Here is a 25,542-nt window from a genome sequence, read left to right on the forward strand (position 1 = left end):
TTTATACGAAAAAACCGCCCTGCCTGAGCGTACTCAGTTTGACGGTTCTTTTGTAATCTTGGCGATAATAGATTTGAAGCTTTCGCCTTTTTCCAAGTCATAGGTACCAACCTGTATTTTGGTGTTAATCCGCTCTGCTCTTCCAGCCTTTATGAAAGCTTGTGCACTATCGACAATCCCGGCTTTCTCCAGATTCCCGGCCACGATGGCCAGACTGTTGCCTGAACGTACTTTGAACGATACAGTAGCCGCAGCTTCTGGACGATTAGGCGTTGACGGTTCGGTCGTCTTTGGCTGATCTACTTCGTCCTGTTTGTCGTTTTCATTGGTATCAGGTTGCTTTGGATCGTCAGGTTGCTCCGGTTTCACAGCCGATTCTGCCGCTTCAGGTGCCGTTGCCGTTTTCCCCTGCAGTTCACTGCTTTCCTGTTTCTTCTTCGCTACCCACTCAGCTTCTGTATACAGCTCATCATCAGAAGCTACAAGCTTCATATCCATGCTCTTAGCGGCTGCTTCAAGCTGTTCCATCGTCAGGTTGGCTGTAGCCAGTTCAGGGTCGAGATTACTCTCAGACAGTGCGTTTTGTCCAACCGTTGCAAGCTGCAGCAATACCGCACCAACAATCATGCCACTTCCAAGTCCAATCCATAAGGAGCGCTTGTCCATCTGTTAGCTCTCCTCCCGTTCTGCCAACTGTAAAATCAGCTGCACTTCTCCACGTTGTATGCCCGTCTGCTTGGCAATGGCATCCACTGACTTTCCTTCAGCATATAAATTAAACAGCTCTGCATATCGGTCCTTAATGGATTCACGTACAGGCTTAGATTCTTGTTCAGCGGCCTGCTCGTCTGCTTCTGACACCTGTTGGGCCGAATCTGCTCTTACACTGTCTACAAGCGCCTGAGCTTGCAATCCGCTTGAGCTATGTACCGGAATTATATTGGAGGGTACATCTGTTTGTGTCGCTTTACTTTCTTCCAGTTGATCCAGCCTCCGCTGTAATTCCTGAAGCTGTGATTGCATGCGCTGATCTGCCGCCGTCGCCTCACCCTTCATTTCAGCAACACGCTGAATAAGAGCATCATTGTCGTTTTCTATCTCAGCCATATAGTGTTCAAGCGTAGATTCCATCTCTTGCACCAGGTGATGCCCAGGCTCCTGCACCTTGTTTTTCTTGGGCATGATAAGCGCATATGCAATTGCGCAGGCTCCTAATATGACAATAATGATCCATGGTGACAAATTGGGTTCTCTCCTTTTAATGCAGCCATCGAGGTTCAAGACTACACGTGAGTCACATGTTATCCATTACAACGACAGGTCAATATGTTTACCTTTGTATGGATGCTCAGCAGGTTTGGCAGGTTCCAGGGCCGAAGTAGCTTCAGGTTCGTTGGAGCCACTCTGCTGCTCTTTGTTTCTAGATTGGCCATCACGAATATCTGTATGCGCTGTTTCATCCAAGGCCTCGCTTCGTTGCCTTGCTTCATTTGCTTCTTTGGCCGTTTGTTCCGCCAGCAAGTTCTGATCAATGACCGGTCTCTGCTGGGCTTCACTCTGATAACGCCCCGCCTCACTTGTTCTAGGTACGGCAATCTGCAGCTCAACCGCTTTGAAACTCATACGCTCACCTCACGGTATCGAATGGATTTCTTCATGTGCCTGAATGCTGTACTTAAACGAATGGAACCATCGTAATATCCCCATCATGATAATAAAAAGAAATTCGACTTATCGGATCTTTAATAAATTTGGTGTATCTGCCGATAACTATTTTAGAGCCACCGTAAATCATCTTATGAATATCGACGCGAGCCCTGCTTGTATCTTCAAGTACCTTCTCAATTTCAAAGATACGTGTTTTCGTTTCCTCGCTAAGACGAAGGGCAGATTTTTGTGTAGCACTTAGTTTGATCCGCATGGACATTTTATCCGGGCTCAGTTGGCCTGCAGCAGCTAACTGATCCAATAATGTCAAAGCTTTTTTCGTCTTATCCAAAGCATCCATCTGCTCCCTGACTTCCTTACGCAAGTCACTCAACTCATTACGGAGCTTAGGCAGTACGCCTACTTCAATGGAAGTCACAGTAGACATGGTGTTGCCAACAACACGTGCCGAGACGTTTTCACCAGCCTGGATCGACCCGCCAACGATAAGTCCTTTAGTGCCTTCACAGATCACCGCATGACCTGCTCGAATCGTGGAATGCATAATACTTTGGGATACCAGGACGTTTTCAGCCGCATCGACGTTACCTTCTTGAATAAACGTACATTTCACGTTATGTCCGGCTTGTATAAGCCCTTTGTTATAACCAATAATACCGCCGGTAATTTCGACAGAGCCACCTGCTTCCAGTTCAGCTCCCTCGACCCCTCCGACGACACGTATATCCCCCGCCGCTTTTACTTTAAATCCGGTAAGCACATTGCCACGAATGACAACCGTACCCACAAAATCGATGTTACCGGTGTTATAATCCACATCGCCATTAATCTCGTATACCGGAAACACATTCAGTTTGTTGCCATCTGTTTTGGTAACCAATCCATCCAGAGCGGCATACATCGCTGATCCATCAGGGTTAACAACAACATTTTTCCCCACTTTGAAGCGTGCTTCTTTCCCTGGTCGAAATGGTATTTCTTCACCTGTTACAGCCCTTCCCACCGTGCCATCCACAGGAGGAATTCGTTCGGCAATGATTTGACCTGTTCGAACATTGTTTAAGCGAGTCACTTCTTTGTAGTCAACTTTTCCATCCTCGGCCTCCAGAGGGCGGCGTTCATTGGAATCGTCCATGCCCACCAGCACTTTAATAAATCCATCCGTTCCCGGTACTGGTTTGATCCCTTCGGCAATCTTGTATCGATCCTTCACATACGTCTCAGGATGATTCACAAAAACAAGCAATGCTTCGCGCAGCACACCATACTTAATACCCTGACTCGCTAAATATTTTTCGAGTTCGTCCGGTGTACAGGCAAAACCTTCATCCTGTTTGGAAAATTCAAGGTAGGCCGTACTTTTATCATCTGATAAAACAATGCTCAAACACTGTTCCAAAACAGTTTGCTGTGTCAATGCATTTCTTCCCCCTTTAGACTTTCCACTCCCCAATATCCAATGTTAAAGCTCTATATTCATATATTAATTAATCTTTGCGCATAAGCAAGTCTTTCTGTTTATCCAGTGTTCCACGTAACCGTAAGATGGCCTTTGAGTGCAGCTGCGAGATACGTGACGGGGAAAGCGACATTACCTCAGCAATTTCACTAAGAGACAGATCTTCATAGTATAAAAGTGAAACTACCGTTCTCTCTTTGACCGTCAATTTTTCTAGCCCTTGCACTAAAGCTTCTTTTAAGTAGAATTCATTTACTTTGTAATCCGGGTTTTTGGCTTTTTCATCGACCATTAATGAAAGTCGAGTCTCGGACTCTTCTTCCCGGATTGGATCTTCCAGAGAGCACAGCGACATCACTGCCACTTCCTGAAGCATATGTTGAAAGTCTTTCGTAGACACGTCGAGATACTGACTCATTTCTTCATCACTTACGGAGCGTAAATATGTCTGCTCTAGCTGTTGGTAAGCATCTTCAATCCGCTTAGCTTTCTCCCGCACGGAACGAGGAACCCAATCTCCCTGACGTAAACCATCCAGAATGGCACCGCGCACCCGCCAGGATGCATACGTCTCAAATTGAAGACCACGTTCATAGTCAAATTTCTCCAACGCATCAATTAATCCCATGACTCCATTGCTTTCCAGATCATCTTTCGGAACATTTTTGGGCAGACCGACAGCCAAACGTCCGGATACATAGTTTACAATATGAAGGTACTTTTCGATCAAACTTTTCTTGGCTTCAAGGTCACCTTGTTCTTTCCACTTTTCCCACAAGTCAGCGTGGTTCAGATGTGAAGCTTTACGCTCGTTCAATTGCTTTCACCCTCCTTATTTGTCTGTCAGGTGACGAACGGCCTGCGCCAACTCCTCCGGATCCTTGGTCCGGACAAGTTTAGGCGGATCCAAAGGGGCAAATCCCGTTGGAGCTTTCGTCTCAGATGGTGGAAGGTTCTCCCCAGAGGAGGCGTTCTGTCCATGTTTGAGCAAGTCATTCAGCTCTTGTCCATCGTCTTCGAGTTTAATGTCCACCTGTGAACCTCTTAGTTCTTGAGCGCCCGGTGAATCATAACCATACCCATTTCCCTCTGATGAAGGGTTCAGCAGCAATCCCAGTCCCCAGCGTAAACCATAAGCAAGGACAAACCAGGCTACAAAGCCGATCAACCCGCGTATTAAACTGGTCATCAACACATTGCTGCTGTATGCTACAAAAAAAGTCAGAATAAATCCGACTATGCCTGCTCCAAGATTAATGCGGTAGTTTCCTATCATGTCTTATAGTTCCTTTACACCCATTTGGACACTTCGAATAGTCAAAAGTCCAGTTTCACAGTCCATTTCAATCGTTCGTCCATAATTCCCACCTGTATCTTCGGCAAGGAGTGGAATTCCAAGCTTTTCTAACCATTCCCGACAAGAATCCGCATTCCTCGGTCCGATACGCATCGTATCCCCTGCTCCCGCGAAGGCAAACATCTGAGACCCTCCAGCCATTTTGGACACAATACGTGAACGAGATGCACCGAGTTGTATCATTCTTTGTAACAATTCCGGCAATGCGGTATCTGCATATTTGGCTTTGTTCAAAGTTCCTTCACGAGCAATCTCTGAAGTGGGGAGCATGACATGCGCCATTCCGGCAAGCTTCAGATGAGGATCATACATTGTTAATCCCACACAAGAGCCCAAGCCAGTCGTACGGATTACGCCGGGAAGATGAGCAATGTTCAAATCCGCCATACCGACTTTAACGACGCTTTTGTCCTCAATCATGATCCAGTGGCACCCCTAGAGATTCAAATATCTTAGCAAATGATGGCGGGTCGGGAATCAGGAAAAATTGCCCCTCTACCTGATCTTCACCTTCAAAGAAAGATGTGTCAATCAATAATGCATCGTCTCCCATTTCACCAAACTGCAACAGACCATAACTCAAAATGGCTCCTGCCATATCAATAGCAAGTCCAGGAACGGTTGGATACATAGATAGTTTTGTGAAATCTGCCAAAGAAGAAAGGTATGAACCCGCCAAAATATTCCCGATTTCGGACAGAGCCGATTGTTCCATCTCCGTGAATGCAAGACCTTCCTTCAGATCAAAACCGGCAAGCCGGTTCAGCAGCATCTTGGCAGCCTCAGGCGTCATCATGAAGAACAGATTGCCTGGTGCTTCGCCTTCAACACGAAGAAATACAGTCACAACAATACGTTCATCTCCGCCCACTTTTTCAGCAACTTCTTCAAAAGGAAGCATCTGTACTGTGGGTACACCCATGTCAATCGGTCTATTGAGAAGCTGAGACAACGCCGTTGCGGCGTTGCCTGCTCCAATGTTACCGACCTCTTTGAGTACATCCATTTGGAAACCCTCAAATCGGTTGAACAGCTCCACGGTGTTAGCCCTCAATACTTTCCAGCTGTACAATCTCGCTTTTATTTAATACTTCGTTCAGGTTAAGCATTATCAACAAGCGCGCATCCTCCAGCTTGGCTACACCGCGCAGGTATCTTGCTTTGACTCCACCAACCACTTCAGGCGGACTATCGATAGCATCTCGTTTGATGTCAATAACATCATTTGCAGAATCAACGATAAAGCCAACTTGCATATCGTCCACACCTACAATGACAATACGGGTTTGATCCGTATATTCTGTTTCCGGCAAAGCGAAGCGACCACGCAGATCAATGACGGGAATAACGACACCACGTAAGTTAATAACTCCTTTTACAAAAGAGAAGGTCTTCGGAACACGGGTGATAGGCATCATACGCTCGATCGTCTGAACCTTGTCTACCTCAATACCATACTCTTCGGAACCTAATTTAAAGACAATGACTTTCAACTCTTCTTCCATGGAAAAAACCTCCCTATTAAATGTAAGACTTATCTTGCGTGCTTATTTAATAAATGCATTAGGGTCAAGAATCAGAGCTACTTGTCCATCTCCCAGAATCGTTGCACCAGAGATCCCTTCAATGGAAGGAAGATAAGTCCCCATCGATTTAAGAACTATCTCACTCTGTCCAATAAATTCTTCAACGGCTACAGCTGCAAGACGTTCACCTTTCCGAATGACTACAATTTCAGTTTCTTGTTCGTCCGCATCATTGAAATCAGGCACTCCGAAAACTTCGCTCAATGACAGGTACGGAATTAGAGACTCTCGGAACGTGATCATTTTATTGCCATGAATGTTGCGAACCTGTTCCCGCTGGACAATAGCTGTCTCCACAATAGAAGACAAAGGAACAGCATATTTCTCGGACCCTAGTCGAACAAGCATCGCAGCGATAATAGACAGGGTCAATGGTAACTGAACAGAGAAGTTAGTCCCTTTACCTGGTGTCGAATGAATGGTTACATTCCCACCAAGGGAAGTGATTTTGGATTTTACAACATCCAAGCCTACTCCACGGCCGGAGATATCCGAGATTTTATCAGCGGTACTGAAGCCTGGTGCAAACAACAGCTGGTTGACTTCATCATCGCTCATCTTGGCACCTTGTTCTTCGGTAACAACACCACGTTTGACCGCTGTTCTCAAAAGATTATCGCGGTAAATGCCTTTACCGTCATCTTCGATTTCGATAAATACATGATTTCCGCTATGGAAGGCCCGAAGATTAACTGTTCCCAATTCCGGTTTACCTGCTGCCACACGCTCTGCGATCGATTCAACCCCATGGTCTACTGCGTTACGCAGCAAATGCACCAGCGGATCGCCAATCTCATCGATTACAGTCCGATCAAGTTCCGTTTCGGCACCCGTAATGACCAGATCGATCTTTTTGTCGAGTGTTTTAGCCAGGTCACGAATCATACGTGGGAAACGGTTGAATACCGTATCTACAGGAACCATCCGCAATTTCAATACAATATTTTGCAAATCTGTACTAACTCTGCTCAGATGAGCTACCGTATCGGATAAATCATTGTTACCCGTCTCGCTGGCCAACTGCTCGAGACGCGAACGATCGATTAGTAACTCACTGAACAAGTTCATCAGTACATCCAGACGTTCGATATCCACGCGGATGGTACGTGATGGTGCAGCAGCTTGTTTTGGTGCAACTGTTTTAGTCGCTGCCGGTTTATTTGGTTCTTCTTTCGATGAAGAATTCGGTTCCTGGGATGCATCTACTGGAGCAGGAACAGGTGCAGCTTCCACTTCAGCTGTTACCGCAGCCTGATTAGTCATCTGCTGAAGCGTCTCTTGATCCAGCTGAATGACCTTGGCACTCTCAATTTCAGAGATGCTCATAATGCCTTTTTCAAGTTCCTGCGCCTCTTTGGTTGTTATGTAATACAACGAAAAACTGCGCTCAAACTTCTCTTGCTCGATATCCTGAACGGTTGGGAACGATTTAACCACTTCACCCGAGCGTTCCAACAGATCGAAGACCATATATGCACGTACGCCCTTCAGCTGGCTCTGCTCGCTGACAAGAACTTCAATATAGAGCACACGGTGACCTTCAGCTATGGACTGGTCCAATACGGAGTACTGGAATTCGTCGAGTTCAACCGCGCTTGATGTTGTTGTACCTGATGATTGATTTACTTCTGCTACCGGAGCAGTACCTCCCGTCCATTCACCACTCTCAATGGCTTGGAGAGAAGCTACGATGGAGGAGACATCCGCTTTACCCTCTCCACCTTGTGTAATATCCTGGACCATTGTTTCCAAAGCATCCAAACTCTTGAATAGAGTATCAAAAATAAAATCCTGCATTTTCAACTTTTCGTTACGTACCAGATCCAGCACATTTTCCATTTTGTGGGTCAATGATGCCAAATCCTCAAAACCCATTGTAGCAGCCATACCCTTCAACGTATGAGCAGAGCGGAATATGACCTGAACAATTCCCAAATCCTCCGGACTGCCTTCGAGTTGAAGCATATTTTCGTTAAGGGACTGCAGATGATCATTAGACTCATCAATAAACATAGATAAATATTGATTCATGTCCATTGTGAGGCACCTCCTCCATGAGTTAACTCCGTTTATTTCACAGCTTGAACAAGTTTTGGCGCAATCTCCTGCAAGGGCAGAAGATGACGCACGCATTGCAGCTCTACAGCAGAACGCGGCATACCATACACAACACAAGTTTCTTCATTCTCTGCAAAGGTTGATGTGACACCCGCTTCATACAATTTTTTCATCATACGAGCGCCATCACTGCCCATCCCTGTCAGCAAAACCAGATGTCGTTGCAATGATGTGTACGGCAGCAGCGATTCAAACATCGTATCTACTGAAGGCCTGTGTCCATTAACTGGTTCTTCCTCTGTCAGCTTTATGGTGAACCTTCCATCCGCAGTTTTGTTGACTTTGACATGGAAGCCGCCTGGAGCAATATAGGCTGTCCCTTTTCGTAGAACCATGCCTTCCTCAGCTTCAACCACATGCAGTTCACTGAACGTATTCAATCGCTGCGCAAGGGAACGGGTAAAGTTCGGCGGCATATGCTGTACGATAATGACTGGAGCAGGTAAATCACCTGGCAGTTGCTCCAGCAAAGTTTTGAGGGCTCTAGGTCCCCCAGTTGAACAACCAATTGCCACAAGTTTGTTAACTGATCCTTCCGGTCCTCCTGCTCCCTTATGAGACGGGATAACCTTTGCAACATCTTTGGATGGTTCAGTTGAAGCTGCCGCTGTCTCCTGTTCTACCAATCGAGATATATTGGACAAACGGTTTTCCTTGGGAGGCTGCGCTGGCTTGTTTGGCTTTGCTAATTTGTCAGTAAAGGCATCTGAAGCCCGATTTGCATCTCGTAAAGGTTGCAGCTTTTTGTCCATACGTTCTGCATTCTGCTTTGTCAGTGGGACAGTAGGTGGCTTCGGTTTTGCTCTTAAAGGTTCAGTTTGTCCGCTGCCAAGTCGTTTTCCTGACTGGGTAGGTTCTATCGTTTTCTTCAATTCACCTTTACGATCTGGTAAAGAAGGATCAACCTGAACTCGCTGGGACTGTTGCAACAGTTTGCTCTGTGCTTCATCCCGTTTCTTCATCGATGCTTCACGATCGGCTTTTCGCTTAATTTCATCCATAGCTGCTCGCATCCGCTCAACCAGCGCTTTACCTACTTGGGCAATGTCCTGATCATGCACAATCGATGGCTTACGAATAAAGTCAAACGCACCCGCCTCGAGAGCCATGATGGTTTCCTTCATGCCTTGTTCATTGATACCCGAGAGCATAATCACCGGAACGAAAGATTGCTTCATGATCGATTTTAATGCGTCCAACCCATTCATTTCAGGCATCTCAACGTCCATTGTGATAACATCGGGCTTCAACTCTATTGCTTTTTGAATAGCTTCCTTACCATTTGATGCTGTTGCCGTAACCTTAAACTCCGAATCTGCTTCAATTAAGTCTGAAACAATTTTACGCATAAAAGCGGAATCATCGACAACCAAAACTTGATACACCGCCATGTTATTTCCACCCCTATTTCCTTTATTCAGAAATCATGTTGTCCGCTTTAGCCACTTTTTCATAAATCCTCTGATTCCTGTCAAGGTTTCGGATCCCGGAGCAGCAGGTGCAGCCAGATAGTAATGTGCGAGTTTCAATATATCCCTGGAAGCTTTTGCATTTGGATATGCCAGACTGTATGGCACTTGCCTTTTAACTGCCTTTACAACTTGGGCATCTTCGGAAATATATCCAAGTAGCGGGATATCGATCTGTAAAAATCTTTTTGCCACTCCAGCTATTTTATCCGCCACCCGTTCCGCCTCTTGCTGGTCTTCAACCCGGTTAACGATCATCCGAAAGGGTGTGGCATTTTCCTGGCCATGCATAACTTTAACTAAAGCATAAGCATCGGTTATTGAAGTCGGTTCAGGTGTGGTGATGATCAGACATTCATCAGCTGCACCGATAAATTTCATATTTTCTCTGGAAAGTCCTGCCCCTGTATCAAAAATGACATAATCCATTTCCTGTGCAATCTCTTCAACTTGTCCAGCAAAAAACTCCAGATCTCGATCTGACAATGAGAACAATTCTTTCATCCCCGAACCTCCGGCGATATAAGGCAACCCGCTTGCACCTAGCTGTATGATTTCCTGTATGGATTTCTGTCGGTATAACAGATGGTACAGATTATAAGGAGAAGAGGTTCCCATCAGGACATCAATATTAGCCATCCCTATATCTGCATCAAACACCAATACCTTTTGCCCCATCGCCTGTAAGCTCAATGCAAAGTTAAGTGTAAAGTTGGATTTACCAACCCCTCCCTTTCCACTGGCAACGGTTATGATTTTGGAGGAGCGTGAATCACGTCCCCTCCCCTCCTCTCCGTTAGGCATGGCGACCATACTTCTGAGTGAGGCTGCCTGGTCCTTCATTGTACAAGCTCTCCTAACAATTGTTTGGTCAGAGAATCCGCATCAGGCTTGAGCAGGTCATCCGGCACATTTTGTCCGTTAGCCACATAAGCAAGTTTGAGCGGAAAACGGTGAAGCAGGTTAAACATTGGACCGCAGCTTCCGGTCTCATCCATCTTGGTAAAAATAACCTTATCCAGCCCATATTTGCTGAAATGCTCCGTAATTTGAACCATATCAGCACTTTTGGAAGTCATGCTCAAAACCAAAAAGGTTTCACTATTTTCCAAAGGCGCGAGTAAACTTTGCAGTTCTGAAACAAGCAACTCATTTCTGTAGTTTCTTCCGGCTGTATCCATGAAGATCAGATCACATTCCTCAAGACGGGAGATCGCACGTTGTGTATCACCCGGGGATTGTACGACCTCTAGCGGAACATTTAAGATGGATGCGTATGTTCTAAGTTGTTCTACTGCTGAGATCCGATAGGTATCCGATGTAATGAACCCTACCTTTCGCTGTTTGTTGAACATCTGTTCAGCCGCCAGCTTGGCAATGGTCGTTGTTTTACCAACACCCGTTGGCCCAGCTACATACACAATGCGTGTGGTTGGCAAAATACCCACGTCGATACGTTTCTCCAAAAAATGCGATATTTCCAATTGAACTGCTTGAACAGCTTCTACTTCATTTAATCCTTTTTCAGAGAGCTTCGTCTGAACAAGCTCAAACCAAGATTCCCATACTTCTGGCCAAATGTCTTGCTCCATCAACCTTTCTCGAAGAGCATGAAGCTCCTCTGGTAGAAGGTCTGCCGAAGCTCCTTGTTTAGACAACTTGGTCATCATCAGTTTGAGCTCCTGCAATTCAGACATCAGTTGGTCCTGCTGTGGATCGATCGCCTTCTCCTGCTGCCCACTCGCAGATGTTAAACCCGAAAAATCCGCCCCTTGCGGTCGCGGTTTATGCTCGATACTCAAAGAAGCTCTGCCGTTGCCCATGTCTGAACCGAGTTTACTCGATTCAGACACAGCTGTGGCATCCGTCGCTTTCTCTTGCACATTTTTTTCAGCGATACTTGCAGCCGATTCTTCAGAAGCAACGACAAACGAACGAGCCGTTTGCCGATATGCTTCAGGTACAAATGCGCGAGGTACGGGTGAAAATTGGTTTTGTAATTGATTTGTAGCCTGTTTTTTTTCTTCCTTATCTACAGCTGCTACAACTTCGATCCTTTTCTTTCGGAACATTCCCAGCACACCGCCCACCTTGATTTCCTTGGTGGACAGAATGACGGCATCACTTCCCAGGTCTTTACGAATTTGAAGCATAGCTTCGGGCATGGTTTCAACGACGTATTGTTTTACTCTCATAAGTTCACCACCCCGACACTTTGGATTTCAACATTCGGTTCCAACTCACTATAGGAAAGCACTGGTATGTCCTGCATGGTGCGCTCAATCACCTGACGAAGATACATACGAATGGTTGGAGAAGTTAATACAACTGGCTGCTGGCCCGACTGGATCAATCGATTAACTTGTTCAGTCAATTTTTGATATACACTTTGTGTTGAAGCCGGATCCAATGCAAGGTAACTGCCTTGATCGGATTGCTGCACACTCTCTGCAATTTTCTTCTCCAGACCAGGTCCAACAGTGATTACTCTAAGCGTTTCACCTTTTTGAGAGAATTGCTGGGTAATCTGACGAGAGAGCGATTGTCTCACGTATTCCGTCAGTACATCCGGGTCTTTGGTATACGTTCCGTAGTCCGCGAGTGTCTCAAAGATTGTAACCATATCACGAATGGAGACTTTCTCACGCAACAACTTGGCGAGCACTTTCTGTACATCTCCGATAGACAGGACGGATGGGATGAGCTCATCCACCAGCGCAGCATAATTCTCTCTGAGATTATCCACAAGTGCTTTGGTTTCTTGTCTGCCAAGTAACTCATGCGCATGCTTCTTAATCAATTCAGTCAGATGTGTGGCTACAACTGAGGGAGGATCTACCACTGTATATCCTGCAAGTTCAGCTCTGTCTTTGGTTACTTCATCTATCCATAACGCTGGAAGACCAAAGGCCGGCTCTGTCGTTTCGATTCCTGTAACCGATTCCTCTTCATACCCCGGACTCATAGCCAGATAATGATTCAACAACAGTTCTCCGCCGCCAACAACATTACCCTTGATTTTGATGACATATTCATTCGGTCTTAATTGGATATTATCCCGAATCCGGATAACGGGAACGACTAACCCCAGTTCAAGAGCACACTGCCTACGAATCATAATGATCCGATCCAATAAGTCCCCACCCTGTTGATTGTCAGCCAGAGGAATCAAACCGTAACCAAATTCAAACTCGATAGGGTCCACCTGAAGAAGGTTGATTACACTCTCCGGACTTCTAACTTCTTCGATCTGCTGCTCCTCTTCCATTTGCTCCTCTGCCTCTTGCTTCTGATTCAGATTGTTCTGCATCCTCCATCCGGCAAAAGCCAGCAACCCTGCAAGCGGCAACGTTGTAATAATGTGGATCGGCGTGAAAAAGCCGAGCATAGCTATTACAAAAGATACAATATAAAGGAGCATCGGGTATGTAAACAATTGCCCCGTAATGTCATCGGCCAAATTCCCTTCCGATGATGCTCTTGTTACAATAAGACCTGCTGCTGTAGATATCAGGAGTGCAGGAATCTGGCTAACCAGCCCATCCCCGATCGTCAATACGGAATAGGTGGATAGCGCATCGGCAAAAGCGAGACCATGTACCGTCATCCCGATGATAAAACCACCAATAAGATTGATCAGGAGAATAATGATACTTGCAATAGCGTCCCCTTTTACAAATTTACTGGCTCCATCCATGGCTCCGTAAAAATCAGCTTCGCGTTCAATTTTGGAACGGCGTTCACGTGCTTGCTGCTCGTTGATCAGGCCTGCATTCAAATCTGCGTCGATACTCATCTGTTTACCAGGCATCGCATCGAGGGTGAATCGTGCTGCAACTTCAGCTACACGCTCCGATCCCTTCGTAATAACGATAAACTGAACAACGACGAGAATCAGAAACACGATAAATCCGATGGCTATCTGTCCGCCAGCGATCCAGCTACCAAAGGTAGCGACTACCGATCCTGCGTTTCCTTGACCCAAAATCAGTTTTGTTGTTGATATGTTGAGTGCTAATCGAAACAACGTCGTAATCAGCAGCAATGCAGGAAAGATGGAAAATTGCAGTGCTTCTTTGCTGTTCATTGCAACAAGCAGTATCATCAGTGCAAGTGAGATATTGATGACAAGCAACATGTCCAACAACCAGGTTGGGATCGGGAGAATCATCATCAACACGATGCCGATGATACCCGCAAGGACAGCTATATCTTTTATTTTCAATGGATGTACGGCCTCCGATCCCCTGTTATTTCGTTCTGCCCTTTAATTTATATACATAAGCCAGCACTTCGGCTACCGCTTGAAACAAATCAGCCGGTATGGCGTCACCAATCTCGGCTCTCTGGAACAATGCCCGTGCCAGCGGCTTGTTTTCCATGGTAATGACACCGTGCTCTTTGGCAATTTCCTTAATACGTAAGGCGACGTAATCCTGACCTTTGGCTATAATTTGGGGCGCTTCCATCTCCGAGCCCTCATACTTAAGCGCAACGGCAAAGTGAGTTGGGTTGGTGATAATCACGTCCGCTTTGGGAACTTCCTGCATCATGCGCTGAACAGCCATACGACGCTGACGCTCCCTGATTTTACCCTTGATCAGTGGGTCACCTTCCATTTTTTTGTATTCGTCCTTGATGTCTTGCTTGGACATCCGAATGTTCTTTTCGTAATCATACTTCTGGTACATATAATCGAGTACAGCAAGTACTAACAGGGCTACTGCAATCTTGATTCCCAAGCTTAAGGTGATTGAAGCAGCAAAATGCAGAATCGCATCCAATGAAAAGTGAGACAATGAAGCAATATCTGACTGATAACCTGTGATTGTACTGTAAACCAGAAAGCCGATAATCGACATTTTCATAATGGATTTAGCAAACTCCACCAAAGAACGAAGAGAAAAAATGTTCTTGAACCCTTTAATCGGATCCAACTTTTCCAGTTTCGGCTTTAAACCCTCTCCTACAAGCAGGAAACCTACCTGCATGTAATTGACAATTAACGCAACGAGTACCGCACCGAGCAAAACAGGAGCAAGCAATAGCATCACCTCGATGCCATAACGCATCATTAAGGCTACGACGTTCTCCCCGGTAATTTCCATACTCATCCGATTAATGAAGATGTCTGTAAACAATCGAACTATACGTTCTTTGTAAAAGTTACTGAACATCATCATGATCAAAAAGGTGAATAGGAGAATGGATGCGCCGGACAGCTCCATACTTTTGACAACCTGTCCTTTTTTTCGCGTATCCTGCCTCTTTTTCGGGGTAGCCTTCTCTGTTTTTTCCCCTGCGAACATCTGGAGGTCGAGTTGATATTTCATTCGAATCTTGTCCTCCGTTTCACTCAGCCTGGCCTTTGTCCAATAGTCCCAAGCAAGTTTTCCATGGCTGTGAACATTACTTCGAACAATTGACTAAACACAAAGCCAAAACTGGGAACCAGCAAAAGCAAAATAGCAAGTCCAACGAGTACCTTAAGCGGCATTCCGACAGCAAATACATTAAATTGTGGAGCCGTCTTGGCCAAGAATCCCAGCCCTACATCTGTCAAAAACAGAGCTACTACAATTGGCGCAGACATCTGAAAAGCCAGCATAAATGATTGGCCTAATGTACTCACCAAAAATTCAGCAATACTTCCATCTGCCAATCGTAGAAAGAATACATTCGACAACGGAATCCAGCGATAACTGTAAACAATGGCATCGAGCAGATAATGATGTCCGTTCATTGTCAGAAAGAGCAATACCGCAAAAGCATATTTGAAGTTACCTGTAAGCGGAGCAGATGCACCTGTCATTGGATCATATACGTTGGCCATACCAAAACCGATCTGAAGATCGATAAAGGTTCCTGCTGTCTGTACAGCCGTCATTAACAGATATGCAACAAAGCCTAGGAGCAAACCAATCAATATCTCTCGGATAACCAGCAGGATATAACTCAGATCTGTAGGGACAACCTGATCTATGCCGTATACCATATACACAGTAAAGGTTACAAATGCCGATAAACCAATTTTAAGAGAATTCGGCACATTCCGAGCCGAGAAGACTGGCGCAGTTACAAAAAATGATGCTATTCGACAAAACATAAGCAGAGCGACAGGAAAACTTTGCAACAATGTCTCCATCTGCAACAGCCTACCCTATGTATCTGTATAAATTATCGAGAATGTTATACGTGAAATCGACCAGTATATTCAATATCCAAGGACCAAACAAAAGTACTGCCAGAAGTACAGCAATGATTTTAGGCACAAAGGCCAGGGTTTGCTCCTGAATTTGAGTGGTTGCCTGAAACACACTGATAATGAGTCCTACAACCAGAGCTAGAATAAGCATAGGTGCGCTGGCCAGCAGTGAAGTATAAACTGCTTTCCCGGCCAGACCGATAATAAACTCCGAAGTCATGACCGTCCTCCTTTAATATGCCGGCTCAAGTGTTAAAACTCAGCAACAGTGACTTCACGACCAGATACCAGCCATCGACAAGTACAAATAACAGTATTTTAAAAGGTAATGAGATCATTACAGGTGGAAGCATCATCATACCCATAGCCATGAGTGTACTCGCAACTACAATGTCTATAACCAAGAAGGGAATAAAGATCATGAATCCCATCTGGAATGCTGTCTTCAACTCACTGATTGCATATGCCGGTACCATCACAGTAATCGGAATATCCTGGTATGTGCTGGGCTTTTCGGTTTGATTGTACTTCATAAACAGCAATAGGTCTTTCTCCCTAGTGTGGGAGAACATAAACTTCTTCATGGGATCCGCAGCTTTTTCCAACGCTTCGGTTTGTGTGATGTCTCCCTTAAGATAGGGCTGAAGCGCTACCTGATTAATGGATGACAACGTCGGTGACATGATGAAAAGTGTCAGAAAAAGTGCTAAACCGACCAGCACCTGATTGGGTGGCATTTGCTGCGTACCCAAGGATGTCCGCACAAAACCGAGAACGATAACAATCCGTGTAAAACTGGTCATCAGTACCAGCAAGGCTGGTGCGATACTAAGTACCGTGATCAACAGGATAATGGATAGTGAACTCGTGCTTGGTGTGCTCCCATCCCCGTTCCCAATTTGAATATCAATATTCGGAATCGGTTCGGCAAAGGCAGCAGTGACGGAAGCCAGACTGATGAGTCCTATGAAAAAACACGCTAACCAAATCTTTTTCTTCATGAATCCCTCGACCGATCTGTAGTATTGTCTTCTTCCAGGACCTTCTCCATCTTCTCTTTACGGTTAGGCATCTGCCGAAGTTTAGATTCAAACAGTTCGTGAAAAGAGGTTGTATCCTCGAGTTCCATTTCTCGCGGCGGTTCATCTTTGCGCAAGCGGGCAGCCAGCTTTGCAATAAGAGGCGAAAGGCTTCCCTGTTGTGCTGAAGCATCCCGTTCAAATGAATCAATGATTCGCTGAGCCTCTTCAAGATCCGAAACCTTATCCACCAGCTGTATGTCATCACCCACACCGAGTAGGTAAACGCTACCGCCAATTTCTATAATTTGCAGCGACTTGTTTGGTCCCAGTCCGACCCCACCCAAAATACGAATTGTGCCGTTCCGGAACCATCGCTGATTCCGTTTGTTTAGAAAACGAATCAGATAGACTATAAGAACCAGAATGACGGCCAGGACAACAATCACCCATACAAGCTGAAAATAATAATTGACTCCCGTGCCCACATCATCTGGAATCTTATCCTGAGCCATCATCATGTCTCTTAAACGCCCAGCGTTTTGCTGATTGCTTCGATAACCCGGTCAGATTGGAACGGCTTCACGATGAAATCTTTAGCTCCGGCCTGGATTGCATCAATAACCATCGCTTGTTGACCCATCGCAGAGCACATAATTACTTTTGCGTTGGCATCAATTTTTTTGATTTCTTTCAAAGCTGCAATACCATCCATCTCAGGCATGGTAATATCCATTGTGATCAGATCAGGACGAAGCTCCTTAAACTTCTCAATTGCTTGTGATCCATCCTGTGCTTCGCCAACGACCTCGTATCCGTTTTTGGACAAAATGTCCCGGATCATCATTCTCATAAATGCAGCGTCGTCCACGACTAAAATTCGGTTTGCCATCTTGATTCAAGTCCTCCCTAAATTGTGCTTATTGTAATTTCTGAATTCGGTCCCATTGGCTTACGATATCTATAACACGAACACCAAAGTTTTCGTCGATTACGACAACCTCACCTTTGGCAATCAACTTGTTATTCACCAAAATATCGACAGGTTCACCGGCCAGTTTGTCCAGCTCGACAATTGAACCTTGTGACAGTTCTAAAATATCCTTAATTTGCTTCTGGGTCCTTCCTAATTCTACGGTGACTTTAAGGGGAATGTCCATCAATAAATTCAAATTGTTTTCGTCTACCTGGCCGAACGCCCCATTTTGCAAATTGGCGAATTGAACCGGTTGTACGTTTACATTCCTATTCGGCACACCGCCGTAATGCTGCGGTACACCATAAGGTTGCTGCGCAGGCATGCCATAAGGCTGCTGTGGCGGCATTCCTTGAGGCATCCCCATTGGAGCCTGTCCATAGCCATTATAATCCTGAACAGGCGGCTGCTGCGCCTGTGGCGGTATCTGTTGCTGAACCGGAGGTTGCTCAGGGGCAGCCGGTACTGCTGCCGGTGCTGGCTCAGGTGTAGACGCAACTGGTGCGCTAGCAGTAGACTCTTGGGCTCCGCCAATCAACATCTCTACCATTTCTTTTGCAAAATGCACGGGAAGCAGCTGCATGAGATTGGAATCAATCAGATCGCCAATCAACAGCCGGAATGATACTTGGATCAGAGTCTCATCTTCTGGAAGATTGCTGACTCCCTCACCACTTTCCATATTGAGAATATCAATTCCCGGAGGAGAAATATTCACGAAACGGTTAAAGATTGTGGACATGGATGTAGCAGACGAACCCATCATCTGATTCATGGCTTCCTGTACTGCACTGATATGGATTTCATTCAATTCTTCATCAACCGGATTCCCTTCACCGCCAAGCATCAGATCGGCTATGACTTGAGCATCCCGTTTTTTGATGACTAATGAGTTGATTCCTTCAAATCCATCTACATAATTCACATGGACTGCAACGTGAGGCTTAGGAAAGGCTTCATCAAACTGTGTCCGACTGATGATGGACACCTTAGGTGTTGTAATATCTACTTTTAGGCCTAATAGCGTGGACAAAGCTGTCGCCGCACTACCAAATGTAATGTTACCAATCTCCCCCAAGGCATCCTGTTCCAGCTCGGTCAAAAAATCATCAACTGTTTTCTCAGCCGGTTCCGAACTGTTCATCGATTCCGATTGTCTGAGCAAAGCATCGATTTCTTCTTGGGATAAATAATCCTTACTCGTCAAATTCTTCAACTCCTTCGGTGACAATCTTGTCTATTTGCACAGCCACACGATCCTTGATCGTTCCCGGGCTCCCCATATACTTCAGTCTGTCTCCAACTTTAATAGACAGTCCCTCATCAACGGGTTTGTTCAACGTAATGACATCGCCAACCGACAGACCCAAAAATTCAGCAATCGAAATCCTGGATTCTCCCAACTCCGCAACGACGGGCAGTTTAGCTTTGTTCACACGCTCTCTGAGAGCATCATATTCTTCCGGCGCTCTCGTCTTTTTCTCCGAAACAAACCACTGATGAGTCGACAACCGGGACATAATAGGCTCAAGAACGACATGCGGGATACACAAATTGATCATGCCTGTGGTGTCACCGATTTTGGTGCTCAGTGAGATCAAAGCAATGGTCTCATTGGGGGATACAATCTGCATAAATTGCGGATTGGTCTCCAGTGCTTCCATCCTTGGAGAAATATCCAACACCGTCTTCCATGCTTCCTGCAAACTCTCAAACGCACGGCTGAATATTCGCTCCATAATCGTCGTCTCAATTTCCGTCATCGATGCGATCTTGGTCGGTGCATTTCCTGTTCCGCCAAGCAGACGATCCAGCATTGCATAACCCACGTTGGGATGAACCTCCATCACCATCCGTCCCTGTAATGGCTCCGCCTCAAATATGTTCAATATCGTCATCTTTGGAATAGAACGGATAAACTCGTCATAAGGCAGCTGTTCAACCTGAACGACATTGATCTGAACGAACGTCCGCAGTTGGGCTGAAAAATAAGTGGTGAGAAAGCGTGCAAAGTTTTCGTGAATACGGGTCAAGCTTCGAATATGATCTTTGGAAAAACGAACCGCCCGCTTAAAATCGTAGGATCTAATTTTCTTTTGAGTTTCTTCCTTTTTCAATTCCTCCGCATCCATCTCACCAGAGGAAAGGGCAGCTAATAGGGCGTCAATCTCATTTTGTGATAATACATCCACCATGTTCTCACCCCCTTACAGATTTACAGCGTGTCCTGTTCATTACATTGGCGCCATCACAAAAGCAGAAAAACTAGTGCTGGCAAGTTTACCTTCTGGTAAAGCTTCATTAATAAGCTCGGTCAATTTTTTATTAAATTGAATGCGACCTTTCGCTGTAGCCAGCTCATCAGACTTGGTATCCGCAAAAGTCTGGATGATAATAGGCTTCACCGTGATTTCCTTAATTTTCTCAAAATCTTCTTTAGCCTTTTTGTCGGATAATTTGAAAGAAAAACTTACAACTACAACATGGTCTATATCAGCCAAATTGGTTTTAATTTCTCCAAGCTCTGAGGAAACTGCAACAATCTCATCCGCAGTCATCTTCTTCTCTGCCGCGGCTGCCGTATGTGTATCAATCTTATTCCCGTTCTGTCCTTGCATAAATACAAACACAACCACCACAATGAGTGTTATCGCTAGCAAGCTTGTTGCAAGCCAAGGCAACATCTTTTTCATCAGGACTCCTCCGTTTGCTGCACTTTAATAGTGGCTGCCTGAACCCCGATTTCACGGTTGTAATCTTTAATTTTGGAAATAACCTCATCGGCTTTCTCAAGCACAATAAGTCTCTTTCCGGTTACCAGAGTAATATACGTGTCTGGTGTCTCTTCCACAATTTCAACCATCAGCGCATTTAACCACATGGGAGAACCATTTAACCGCGTAACCGAAATCATGCTAAGCCCCCTTGATCAGAGTGGAGGAGCAAGCTCCTCCACGCATTAAAAATTGCTAATCAGCTATTAACGTTTCAGGTTAACAACTTCCTGAAGCACTTCATCGGACGTTGTAATAATCCGTGAGTTCGCCTGGAATCCACGCTGAGCAACGATCATCTCTGTGAATTCACCTGTTAGATCCACGTTGGACATTTCAAGTTGTCCTGCAATAATAGAACCCGTACCATTCTCGGCATCATTTGCTGTTAAAGGATCAAGTGTGCCATCAGGATTGGCATTGGCTGTCATTCGGTAAAGATTACCCCCTATTTTTTCTAGACCTTCAGGGTTGACAACTTTCCCAATACCCAGTTGAGTTTCACTTTCGATTGTTCCGTCAGCCATTGTTTGGTTAATCATACCGTTTTGGCCGATTGTAAAGGAAACGACATCATCAGCAATTGTGATTGGTCCACCTCCACTGTCTAGTACGAAGAGGCCGTCAGATGTAACCAGATTACGGTCCGCATCTACGTGAAAATCCCCAGCACGAGTTAGGAATGGAACTTCCTGATCCTCCGACATCGCAACCAGAAAGAAACCATCTCCATTAATACGTAAATCTGTTGGATTGTTTGTTGTCATAGGACTTCCTGCAAGATGCAATGTGTCAATTGATCCTACAGATACACCCAAACCGATTTGCTTCGCATTCACACCACCTGTTGGAGTATCCGTTGGTGCAGTCACCCCTGCAGTGGTCTGGCTCATAATATCTTTGAACATGACACGGCTACCTTTAAAACCAACCGTATTCACGTTCGCAATATTATTACCGATAACATCAAGTTTCGTTTGAAAACCCCGCATCCCGGAAACGCCTGAGTACATTGATTTCAACATTTTTTAAAAATCCTCCCAGCCTTAATTTGGTTACCGCGTCAGTCGGTCAGCGGCATTCCGGCTCCCGAGAAGGGCCAGCCGGTCAAGAAATGATTACAGCACTATCAATCTGGGTGAATACATTATCCTTCATGCTTTCACTATCCATGGCTGTAACAACAGTACGATTTTTGACATTAACGATAAAAGCCATATCTTTCATCAAAATCAAGGATTCCTTGGCTCCTTTGGCAGCAGCCTTATCCAGTGCAGTTCCAATCTGCTGCATCTGCTCAGTCTTAAGTTCAATACCGCGCTGTTCTAGCCTTTTGGCAGCATGATTACTCAATTTAAGGAGGTTGTCTTCCAATACCTGTGCAAAAGGGCGTTCAGGTACATTGGATGCTTCTCCCGCTTTGGAGCGGTTAAGCAAATTGGGTGTAATTGGACCTGAGTACAGTTGGCCTACGGTTATGCGGTCACTCATAACATGTTTCCATTGTCTTCAGGCTGTGCTGATGGTTCTGGTTCCTTGGTTTCGTTCGTTACAGTTGAATCTGCAGCGTCCTGAACTGGAGTTTCATTTTCCTCAGCCTGTGTTGGATTAGTTACCTGAATAATTTCATCTAGCTTGATTTCGTCATTGCCCACTTTGGCGTATTGAACACCATCTCGTACGATAATGGAATCCACAATCCCCTGACGGAGGGTTCCGTTATCCTCTTTATTAGAAGAAAGCCAACTGATCTCGCGGCCAATCATACCCGATACTGTCCCAAGGGACTGATTCAAAGTCTTGAGCTGAGATGAGATATTCACCAGTTGTTCTACCGAACTGAACTGAGCCATCTGAGCGATAAATTCCTTATCTTCCATTGGCTGCATCGGATCCTGATTTTGTAGCTGAGTGATCAATATTTTAAGAAACTGATCCTTGCCTAACTCTTTTGTTGCAGCGCTTGTTGTAGCTTTATTCGCTGCCGAATAGTTAGGCCATGTATTATTGGTAGAAATCGCTTCATTAGCCATCTTTTCACCTCATTTCTGTTTAAGCCTCTGCTGTAAACGTGTCTCTTTGCAGGTCGTTTCCTTCCTCATGCTCACTGCGCCAGTTGCGTAATTCTTCCTGGATTGTTGCTGTAGTTACAGCATCATCCGATTGTTCTTCACGTTCACGTGAGCGACGTTGTTGCTGAGAATTGCTCCCTGGCTGGCGTCCACCATCCTGGTACATTTGTGACCCCAGAGAACTGTTCTGAGTAACCTCAAGTCGTTCCACTTGAATGCCTTGAGCTTGAAGCGAGCTACGCAGTTGCATCATTTGCTGTTCCAGCATGTCTTTCGCCATCGTATGCTCAGTCATAAACCGTGCAACCAATTGCCCGTTTTGCAAAGTAATTTGCACATCCAGCTTACCCAGATGCTCCGGACGTAGTGAGATAGTTGCCTCCGAAAATCCCTTTTGCTGCACGATATCCAGCTTGTTCACCACAAACTGTGTCATCTCTTTTGCAAACTGAGATGCTTGCATGACAGGTTCGGCTGGTTTACCTGCTGATGTCCCGGATGAACGTAAGGACAACTCTCCTGCCGTAATGATACTTGAATGGTCCACTTCTAGAGCTTCATTTGCAATAGGTGTTGAGTCCGTTTCCGCTGTAACTTTAATTCCAGTATTTGAAGCGGCCGCAACAAGAACTTGTGATGCCACTGAGTCTTGCTTGGACGTTTGATTTGTTGGAGCCACTTGCACAGCCTGATCCTTAGCCACCGCTAATGTATCCAGAATGGATTTAAGTTCAGTCCACCCTTTGTTAAGACTGGTGTCAACGCCAGCATCCTGCAGCTGACTTTGAAGAGATTGAAGCAGATGCTTGAATTCTGGAGCATTCTTGACAACTGTACTATCCGGCTCATTCATACCCGCAATTAACTGTGTGAGCACATCCTGCAATACAAAGCGCACTGCTGCTGGATGTTCCGCCAGATCAATTGCTGATGCTGCATTTCCCGCTTCACTTGTAGGCTCATTAGAACCATCAGCTTGAATACCAGCATTATTATCTAATTGAGCGTACATCTGCTGAATCAGACTTTGTAAATCCCCTAGTAGTGACGGATCATTTTCCAAAGCTTCATCTAGTGAATCCAAATCTGCGAATAACGAACTCAAGATATCAGTGATCGATGTTTGTTCCCCGTCTTCACTAGCTGCAAAGGTAAACATCAGCGGATTCGCTGTTAAGCTCGCTGCTGCAGCCGAACTGTTCTCAGCCGTTGCATCACCACTCAATGATTGGGCAAGAGTTTGCAAAAAATCACCAGCTCCAGCAGTTGCACCTTTGGATCCAGTTCCAGCTGTCTGTGCTGCTCCTGTTGTCTTGGCAGATGATGTGGATGCCATTTGATATACAATCGACATTTATTTTCACCTCCTCTCCGTAGTAAACAGAAGTTACTACTCTTACTTGTTACCCATTAATTTATTTAATATTTTTGCAGTCTCAACCGAATTTTCAGTCGACATATTTTCCAGCAATTGAGATCGTGTAGCATCGTCGACAGAATTCAAAATGGTCAAGGTTTTGTCCGGACTCAGCTTGTATGTTTCGAGCAACAGCTTGGCTCCACTAGAAGCTGACATGGAAGCAAACGTTTGACTAAGCTGATTTTTATCCAAGTTTTTGGAATTGGTTGTAGACGCCGTTGATGTCGTTGCAGTCTCTTTCTTTAATCGAGATTGCAGTGCATCCAGAGCCAGATCACCGGATGGTTTCGCATCCTTCATCATCATCGTGACATCAGCCGCTGTTTTTGGGTCCATCTTTTCCAGCACCTTGGTCCGTGCAGCCGATTGCATCGCACTCAGAAGCAGTACCATCTCTTCATTCGTCATATTTTGCAAAATCGGCGCGGCTTTACTAGGACTCATCTCTGCATACATCTTCGCCAAATCTTTAATTTGTTTCTGATAATCAGACTCGGTCTCTGGATTCTGCGCAGCGGTTTCAGCAGCTTTTTCCGCATCATCCAATTTCTTTTGCAAATCGCTTGCTTTCTTCGCCTCTGTGGTTGTGGCATCCTTTGCTGCTTTGAGCTCTGTTTCTTTCTCGCTTACTTGTGCCTTAAGCTTATCAATTGTCGCTTCTGCACTCTCGACCTGCTGCTCGCTCTTCTCCAGTTTCTTTTTCTCCGGATCTAGCACAGGATCAGGTACCCAGTCCTTCACGACAGGAATTTTGTTAGCTACTTCAAGCAGGTTGTTGCGAATATCTACATTAAATAGCGTGAGCAAAACACCCAACAAAACCACAGTGAACACAATTGGGATTGAAATCATCAAGAACTTTTCCCAACCGCCGCTCGACTCTTTTTCCATATCTGTGTCTTTAACAGCCATTGTTCATTTTCCTCCTTCACGAGACAACTTCGCGTCCGGCCACATCAATTCGCGCGTCCGGCTTTGGCAGCGAAGCGTACAGTAGCCATCTCGTCCAGATCGTTCTGTTCCCGGAGGAGCATCTCCTGCTGAAATTTGATTTTGGCCTTGTCTCTCGCCCCAAGCCATACTTTTTCGTCCATCATTTTGCCGTTCAGAAACGTCTGATTCCGTTGCACATTGACCTCAGCATGTCTGACATCACTGCTTTTGCGTGAGATGCACTCGTCAAGGTGATGGACATACCGTTGCATCTCCTGCAAGCTGGATACGGAAGCTGAACTTTCCGTAGCGGATTGAATGACATCAATCAGTTCTTTTTTATCATTTAATAGTTGTAAAAGATGCTCTTCCTCCGTCTGAAGTTTCCCGATGGCTGTGGATAACATCCATTCCGCTTGCGTTTTTTCATTGCTTTTCAGGTCAACAACCTTCTGGAAATGATATCGAAATTTCATCGTTTACCCA

The 25,542-nt window shown here is 45.4% G+C and carries 30 protein-coding genes; all 30 read right to left on the reverse strand.

Going from position 1 to position 25,542, the window contains the following annotated elements:
* Positions 1 to 33: 33 nt before the first annotated feature.
* The 30 genes from HW560_RS26815 to fliJ all read right to left on the reverse strand — a co-directional run bounded on the left by HW560_RS26815 (position 34) and on the right by fliJ (position 25,532).
* On the reverse strand, positions 34 to 666 hold the full coding sequence (locus tag HW560_RS26815) for an endolytic transglycosylase MltG (protein ID WP_090896009.1): 633 nt from the start codon (positions 664 to 666) through the stop codon (positions 34 to 36).
* A gap of 3 nt (positions 667 to 669) precedes the next feature.
* On the reverse strand, positions 670 to 1,242 hold the full coding sequence (locus HW560_RS26820) for a DUF6115 domain-containing protein (protein ID WP_179265158.1): 573 nt from the start codon (positions 1,240 to 1,242) through the stop codon (positions 670 to 672).
* Positions 1,243 to 1,308: 66 nt separating this feature from the next.
* Complete coding sequence (locus tag HW560_RS26825) at positions 1,309 to 1,623, reverse strand: hypothetical protein (RefSeq protein ID WP_179265159.1); 315 nt, start codon at positions 1,621 to 1,623, stop codon at positions 1,309 to 1,311.
* A gap of 52 nt (positions 1,624 to 1,675) precedes the next feature.
* Positions 1,676 to 3,085, reverse strand: a complete 1,410-nt coding sequence (locus HW560_RS26830; RefSeq protein WP_090896002.1) for a flagellar assembly protein A — start codon at positions 3,083 to 3,085, stop codon at positions 1,676 to 1,678.
* A gap of 70 nt (positions 3,086 to 3,155) precedes the next feature.
* The gene (locus HW560_RS26835) at positions 3,156 to 3,944 is read right to left on the reverse strand and encodes a FliA/WhiG family RNA polymerase sigma factor (protein WP_072732409.1); all 789 of its coding nucleotides are present in this window, start codon (positions 3,942 to 3,944) and stop codon (positions 3,156 to 3,158) included.
* Between the two features lie 15 nt (positions 3,945 to 3,959).
* Complete coding sequence (locus HW560_RS26840) at positions 3,960 to 4,403, reverse strand: hypothetical protein (protein WP_064639054.1); 444 nt, start codon at positions 4,401 to 4,403, stop codon at positions 3,960 to 3,962.
* A 3-nt stretch (positions 4,404 to 4,406) separates the two neighbouring features.
* Positions 4,407 to 4,904, reverse strand: a complete 498-nt coding sequence (locus HW560_RS26845; RefSeq protein ID WP_063566391.1) for a chemotaxis protein CheD — start codon at positions 4,902 to 4,904, stop codon at positions 4,407 to 4,409.
* Positions 4,897 to 5,490 (reverse strand): chemotaxis protein CheC, encoded by a 594-nt coding sequence (locus tag HW560_RS26850; RefSeq protein WP_090902137.1) that lies wholly within the window; start codon positions 5,488 to 5,490, stop codon positions 4,897 to 4,899. The genes HW560_RS26845 and HW560_RS26850 overlap by 8 nt, the downstream gene beginning before the upstream one ends.
* 37 nt (positions 5,491 to 5,527) lie before the next feature.
* Entirely contained in the window at positions 5,528 to 5,989 is a 462-nt protein-coding gene (locus tag HW560_RS26855) for a chemotaxis protein CheW (RefSeq protein ID WP_090896000.1), read from the reverse strand.
* A gap of 42 nt (positions 5,990 to 6,031) precedes the next feature.
* On the reverse strand, positions 6,032 to 8,107 hold the full coding sequence (locus tag HW560_RS26860) for a chemotaxis protein CheA (protein ID WP_179265160.1): 2,076 nt from the start codon (positions 8,105 to 8,107) through the stop codon (positions 6,032 to 6,034).
* A gap of 32 nt (positions 8,108 to 8,139) precedes the next feature.
* Positions 8,140 to 9,579 carry a protein-glutamate methylesterase/protein-glutamine glutaminase gene (locus HW560_RS26865; RefSeq protein WP_179265161.1) on the reverse strand — a complete coding sequence of 480 codons (1,440 nt, stop codon included), beginning with the start codon at positions 9,577 to 9,579 and terminating at the stop codon, positions 8,140 to 8,142.
* A gap of 33 nt (positions 9,580 to 9,612) precedes the next feature.
* Positions 9,613 to 10,500 carry a MinD/ParA family protein gene (locus HW560_RS26870; protein ID WP_090895995.1) on the reverse strand — a complete coding sequence of 296 codons (888 nt, stop codon included), beginning with the start codon at positions 10,498 to 10,500 and terminating at the stop codon, positions 9,613 to 9,615.
* Positions 10,497 to 11,852: a flagellar biosynthesis GTPase FlhF gene (gene flhF / locus HW560_RS26875; protein WP_179265162.1), complete on the reverse strand. Its 1,356-nt coding sequence runs from the start codon at positions 11,850 to 11,852 to the stop codon at positions 10,497 to 10,499. Before flhF ends, HW560_RS26870 begins: the two co-directional genes overlap by 4 nt.
* Positions 11,849 to 13,882 carry a flagellar biosynthesis protein FlhA gene (gene flhA / locus HW560_RS26880; protein ID WP_179265163.1) on the reverse strand — a complete coding sequence of 678 codons (2,034 nt, stop codon included), beginning with the start codon at positions 13,880 to 13,882 and terminating at the stop codon, positions 11,849 to 11,851. Before flhA ends, flhF begins: the two co-directional genes overlap by 4 nt.
* 25 nt (positions 13,883 to 13,907) lie before the next feature.
* Positions 13,908 to 14,990, reverse strand: a complete 1,083-nt coding sequence (gene flhB / locus HW560_RS26885) for a flagellar biosynthesis protein FlhB (protein WP_177185672.1) — start codon at positions 14,988 to 14,990, stop codon at positions 13,908 to 13,910.
* A 23-nt stretch (positions 14,991 to 15,013) separates the two neighbouring features.
* Positions 15,014 to 15,802, reverse strand: a complete 789-nt coding sequence (gene fliR, locus HW560_RS26890; RefSeq protein WP_090895987.1) for a flagellar biosynthetic protein FliR — start codon at positions 15,800 to 15,802, stop codon at positions 15,014 to 15,016.
* Positions 15,803 to 15,812: 10 nt separating this feature from the next.
* Positions 15,813 to 16,082, reverse strand: a complete 270-nt coding sequence (gene fliQ, locus HW560_RS26895) for a flagellar biosynthesis protein FliQ (RefSeq protein ID WP_024630226.1) — start codon at positions 16,080 to 16,082, stop codon at positions 15,813 to 15,815.
* Between the two features lie 25 nt (positions 16,083 to 16,107).
* Complete coding sequence (gene fliP, locus HW560_RS26900; RefSeq protein WP_079694684.1) at positions 16,108 to 16,863, reverse strand: flagellar type III secretion system pore protein FliP; 756 nt, start codon at positions 16,861 to 16,863, stop codon at positions 16,108 to 16,110.
* Entirely contained in the window at positions 16,860 to 17,399 is a 540-nt protein-coding gene (locus HW560_RS26905) for a flagellar biosynthetic protein FliO (protein WP_371121409.1), read from the reverse strand. Before HW560_RS26905 ends, fliP begins: the two co-directional genes overlap by 4 nt.
* Before the next feature lie 8 nt (positions 17,400 to 17,407).
* Positions 17,408 to 17,773 carry a response regulator gene (locus tag HW560_RS26910; protein ID WP_017689175.1) on the reverse strand — a complete coding sequence of 122 codons (366 nt, stop codon included), beginning with the start codon at positions 17,771 to 17,773 and terminating at the stop codon, positions 17,408 to 17,410.
* 28 nt (positions 17,774 to 17,801) lie between these two features.
* Entirely contained in the window at positions 17,802 to 19,064 is a 1,263-nt protein-coding gene (gene fliY, locus HW560_RS26915) for a flagellar motor switch phosphatase FliY (RefSeq protein ID WP_090895986.1), read from the reverse strand.
* Complete coding sequence (gene fliM / locus HW560_RS26920) at positions 19,054 to 20,052, reverse strand: flagellar motor switch protein FliM (RefSeq protein WP_090895983.1); 999 nt, start codon at positions 20,050 to 20,052, stop codon at positions 19,054 to 19,056. The genes fliY and fliM overlap by 11 nt, the downstream gene beginning before the upstream one ends.
* 39 nt (positions 20,053 to 20,091) lie before the next feature.
* Entirely contained in the window at positions 20,092 to 20,550 is a 459-nt protein-coding gene (locus HW560_RS26925) for a flagellar basal body-associated FliL family protein (protein ID WP_090895979.1), read from the reverse strand.
* A complete protein-coding gene (locus tag HW560_RS26930; protein ID WP_024630220.1) occupies positions 20,550 to 20,771 on the reverse strand; it encodes a flagellar FlbD family protein in 222 nt (73 codons plus the stop codon). The genes HW560_RS26925 and HW560_RS26930 overlap by 1 nt, the downstream gene beginning before the upstream one ends.
* Before the next feature lie 66 nt (positions 20,772 to 20,837).
* Positions 20,838 to 21,656: a flagellar basal body rod protein FlgG gene (flgG, locus tag HW560_RS26935; RefSeq protein ID WP_090895977.1), complete on the reverse strand. Its 819-nt coding sequence runs from the start codon at positions 21,654 to 21,656 to the stop codon at positions 20,838 to 20,840.
* A gap of 82 nt (positions 21,657 to 21,738) precedes the next feature.
* The gene (locus HW560_RS26940) at positions 21,739 to 22,122 is read right to left on the reverse strand and encodes a TIGR02530 family flagellar biosynthesis protein (protein ID WP_090895975.1); all 384 of its coding nucleotides are present in this window, start codon (positions 22,120 to 22,122) and stop codon (positions 21,739 to 21,741) included.
* A complete protein-coding gene (locus HW560_RS26945) occupies positions 22,119 to 22,664 on the reverse strand; it encodes a flagellar hook capping FlgD N-terminal domain-containing protein (protein WP_090895972.1) in 546 nt (181 codons plus the stop codon). Before HW560_RS26945 ends, HW560_RS26940 begins: the two co-directional genes overlap by 4 nt.
* A 19-nt stretch (positions 22,665 to 22,683) precedes the next feature.
* Positions 22,684 to 24,057, reverse strand: a complete 1,374-nt coding sequence (locus tag HW560_RS26950; RefSeq protein WP_090895969.1) for a flagellar hook-length control protein FliK — start codon at positions 24,055 to 24,057, stop codon at positions 22,684 to 22,686.
* 42 nt (positions 24,058 to 24,099) lie between these two features.
* On the reverse strand, positions 24,100 to 25,035 hold the full coding sequence (locus tag HW560_RS26955) for a MotE family protein (protein ID WP_090895967.1): 936 nt from the start codon (positions 25,033 to 25,035) through the stop codon (positions 24,100 to 24,102).
* Positions 25,036 to 25,079: 44 nt separating this feature from the next.
* Complete coding sequence (fliJ, locus tag HW560_RS26960; RefSeq protein WP_090895964.1) at positions 25,080 to 25,532, reverse strand: flagellar export protein FliJ; 453 nt, start codon at positions 25,530 to 25,532, stop codon at positions 25,080 to 25,082.
* Positions 25,533 to 25,542 lie beyond the last annotated feature (10 nt).

Source organism: Paenibacillus sp. E222, assembly GCF_013401555.1.
Taxonomy (GTDB): Bacteria; Bacillota; Bacilli; order Paenibacillales; family Paenibacillaceae; genus Paenibacillus.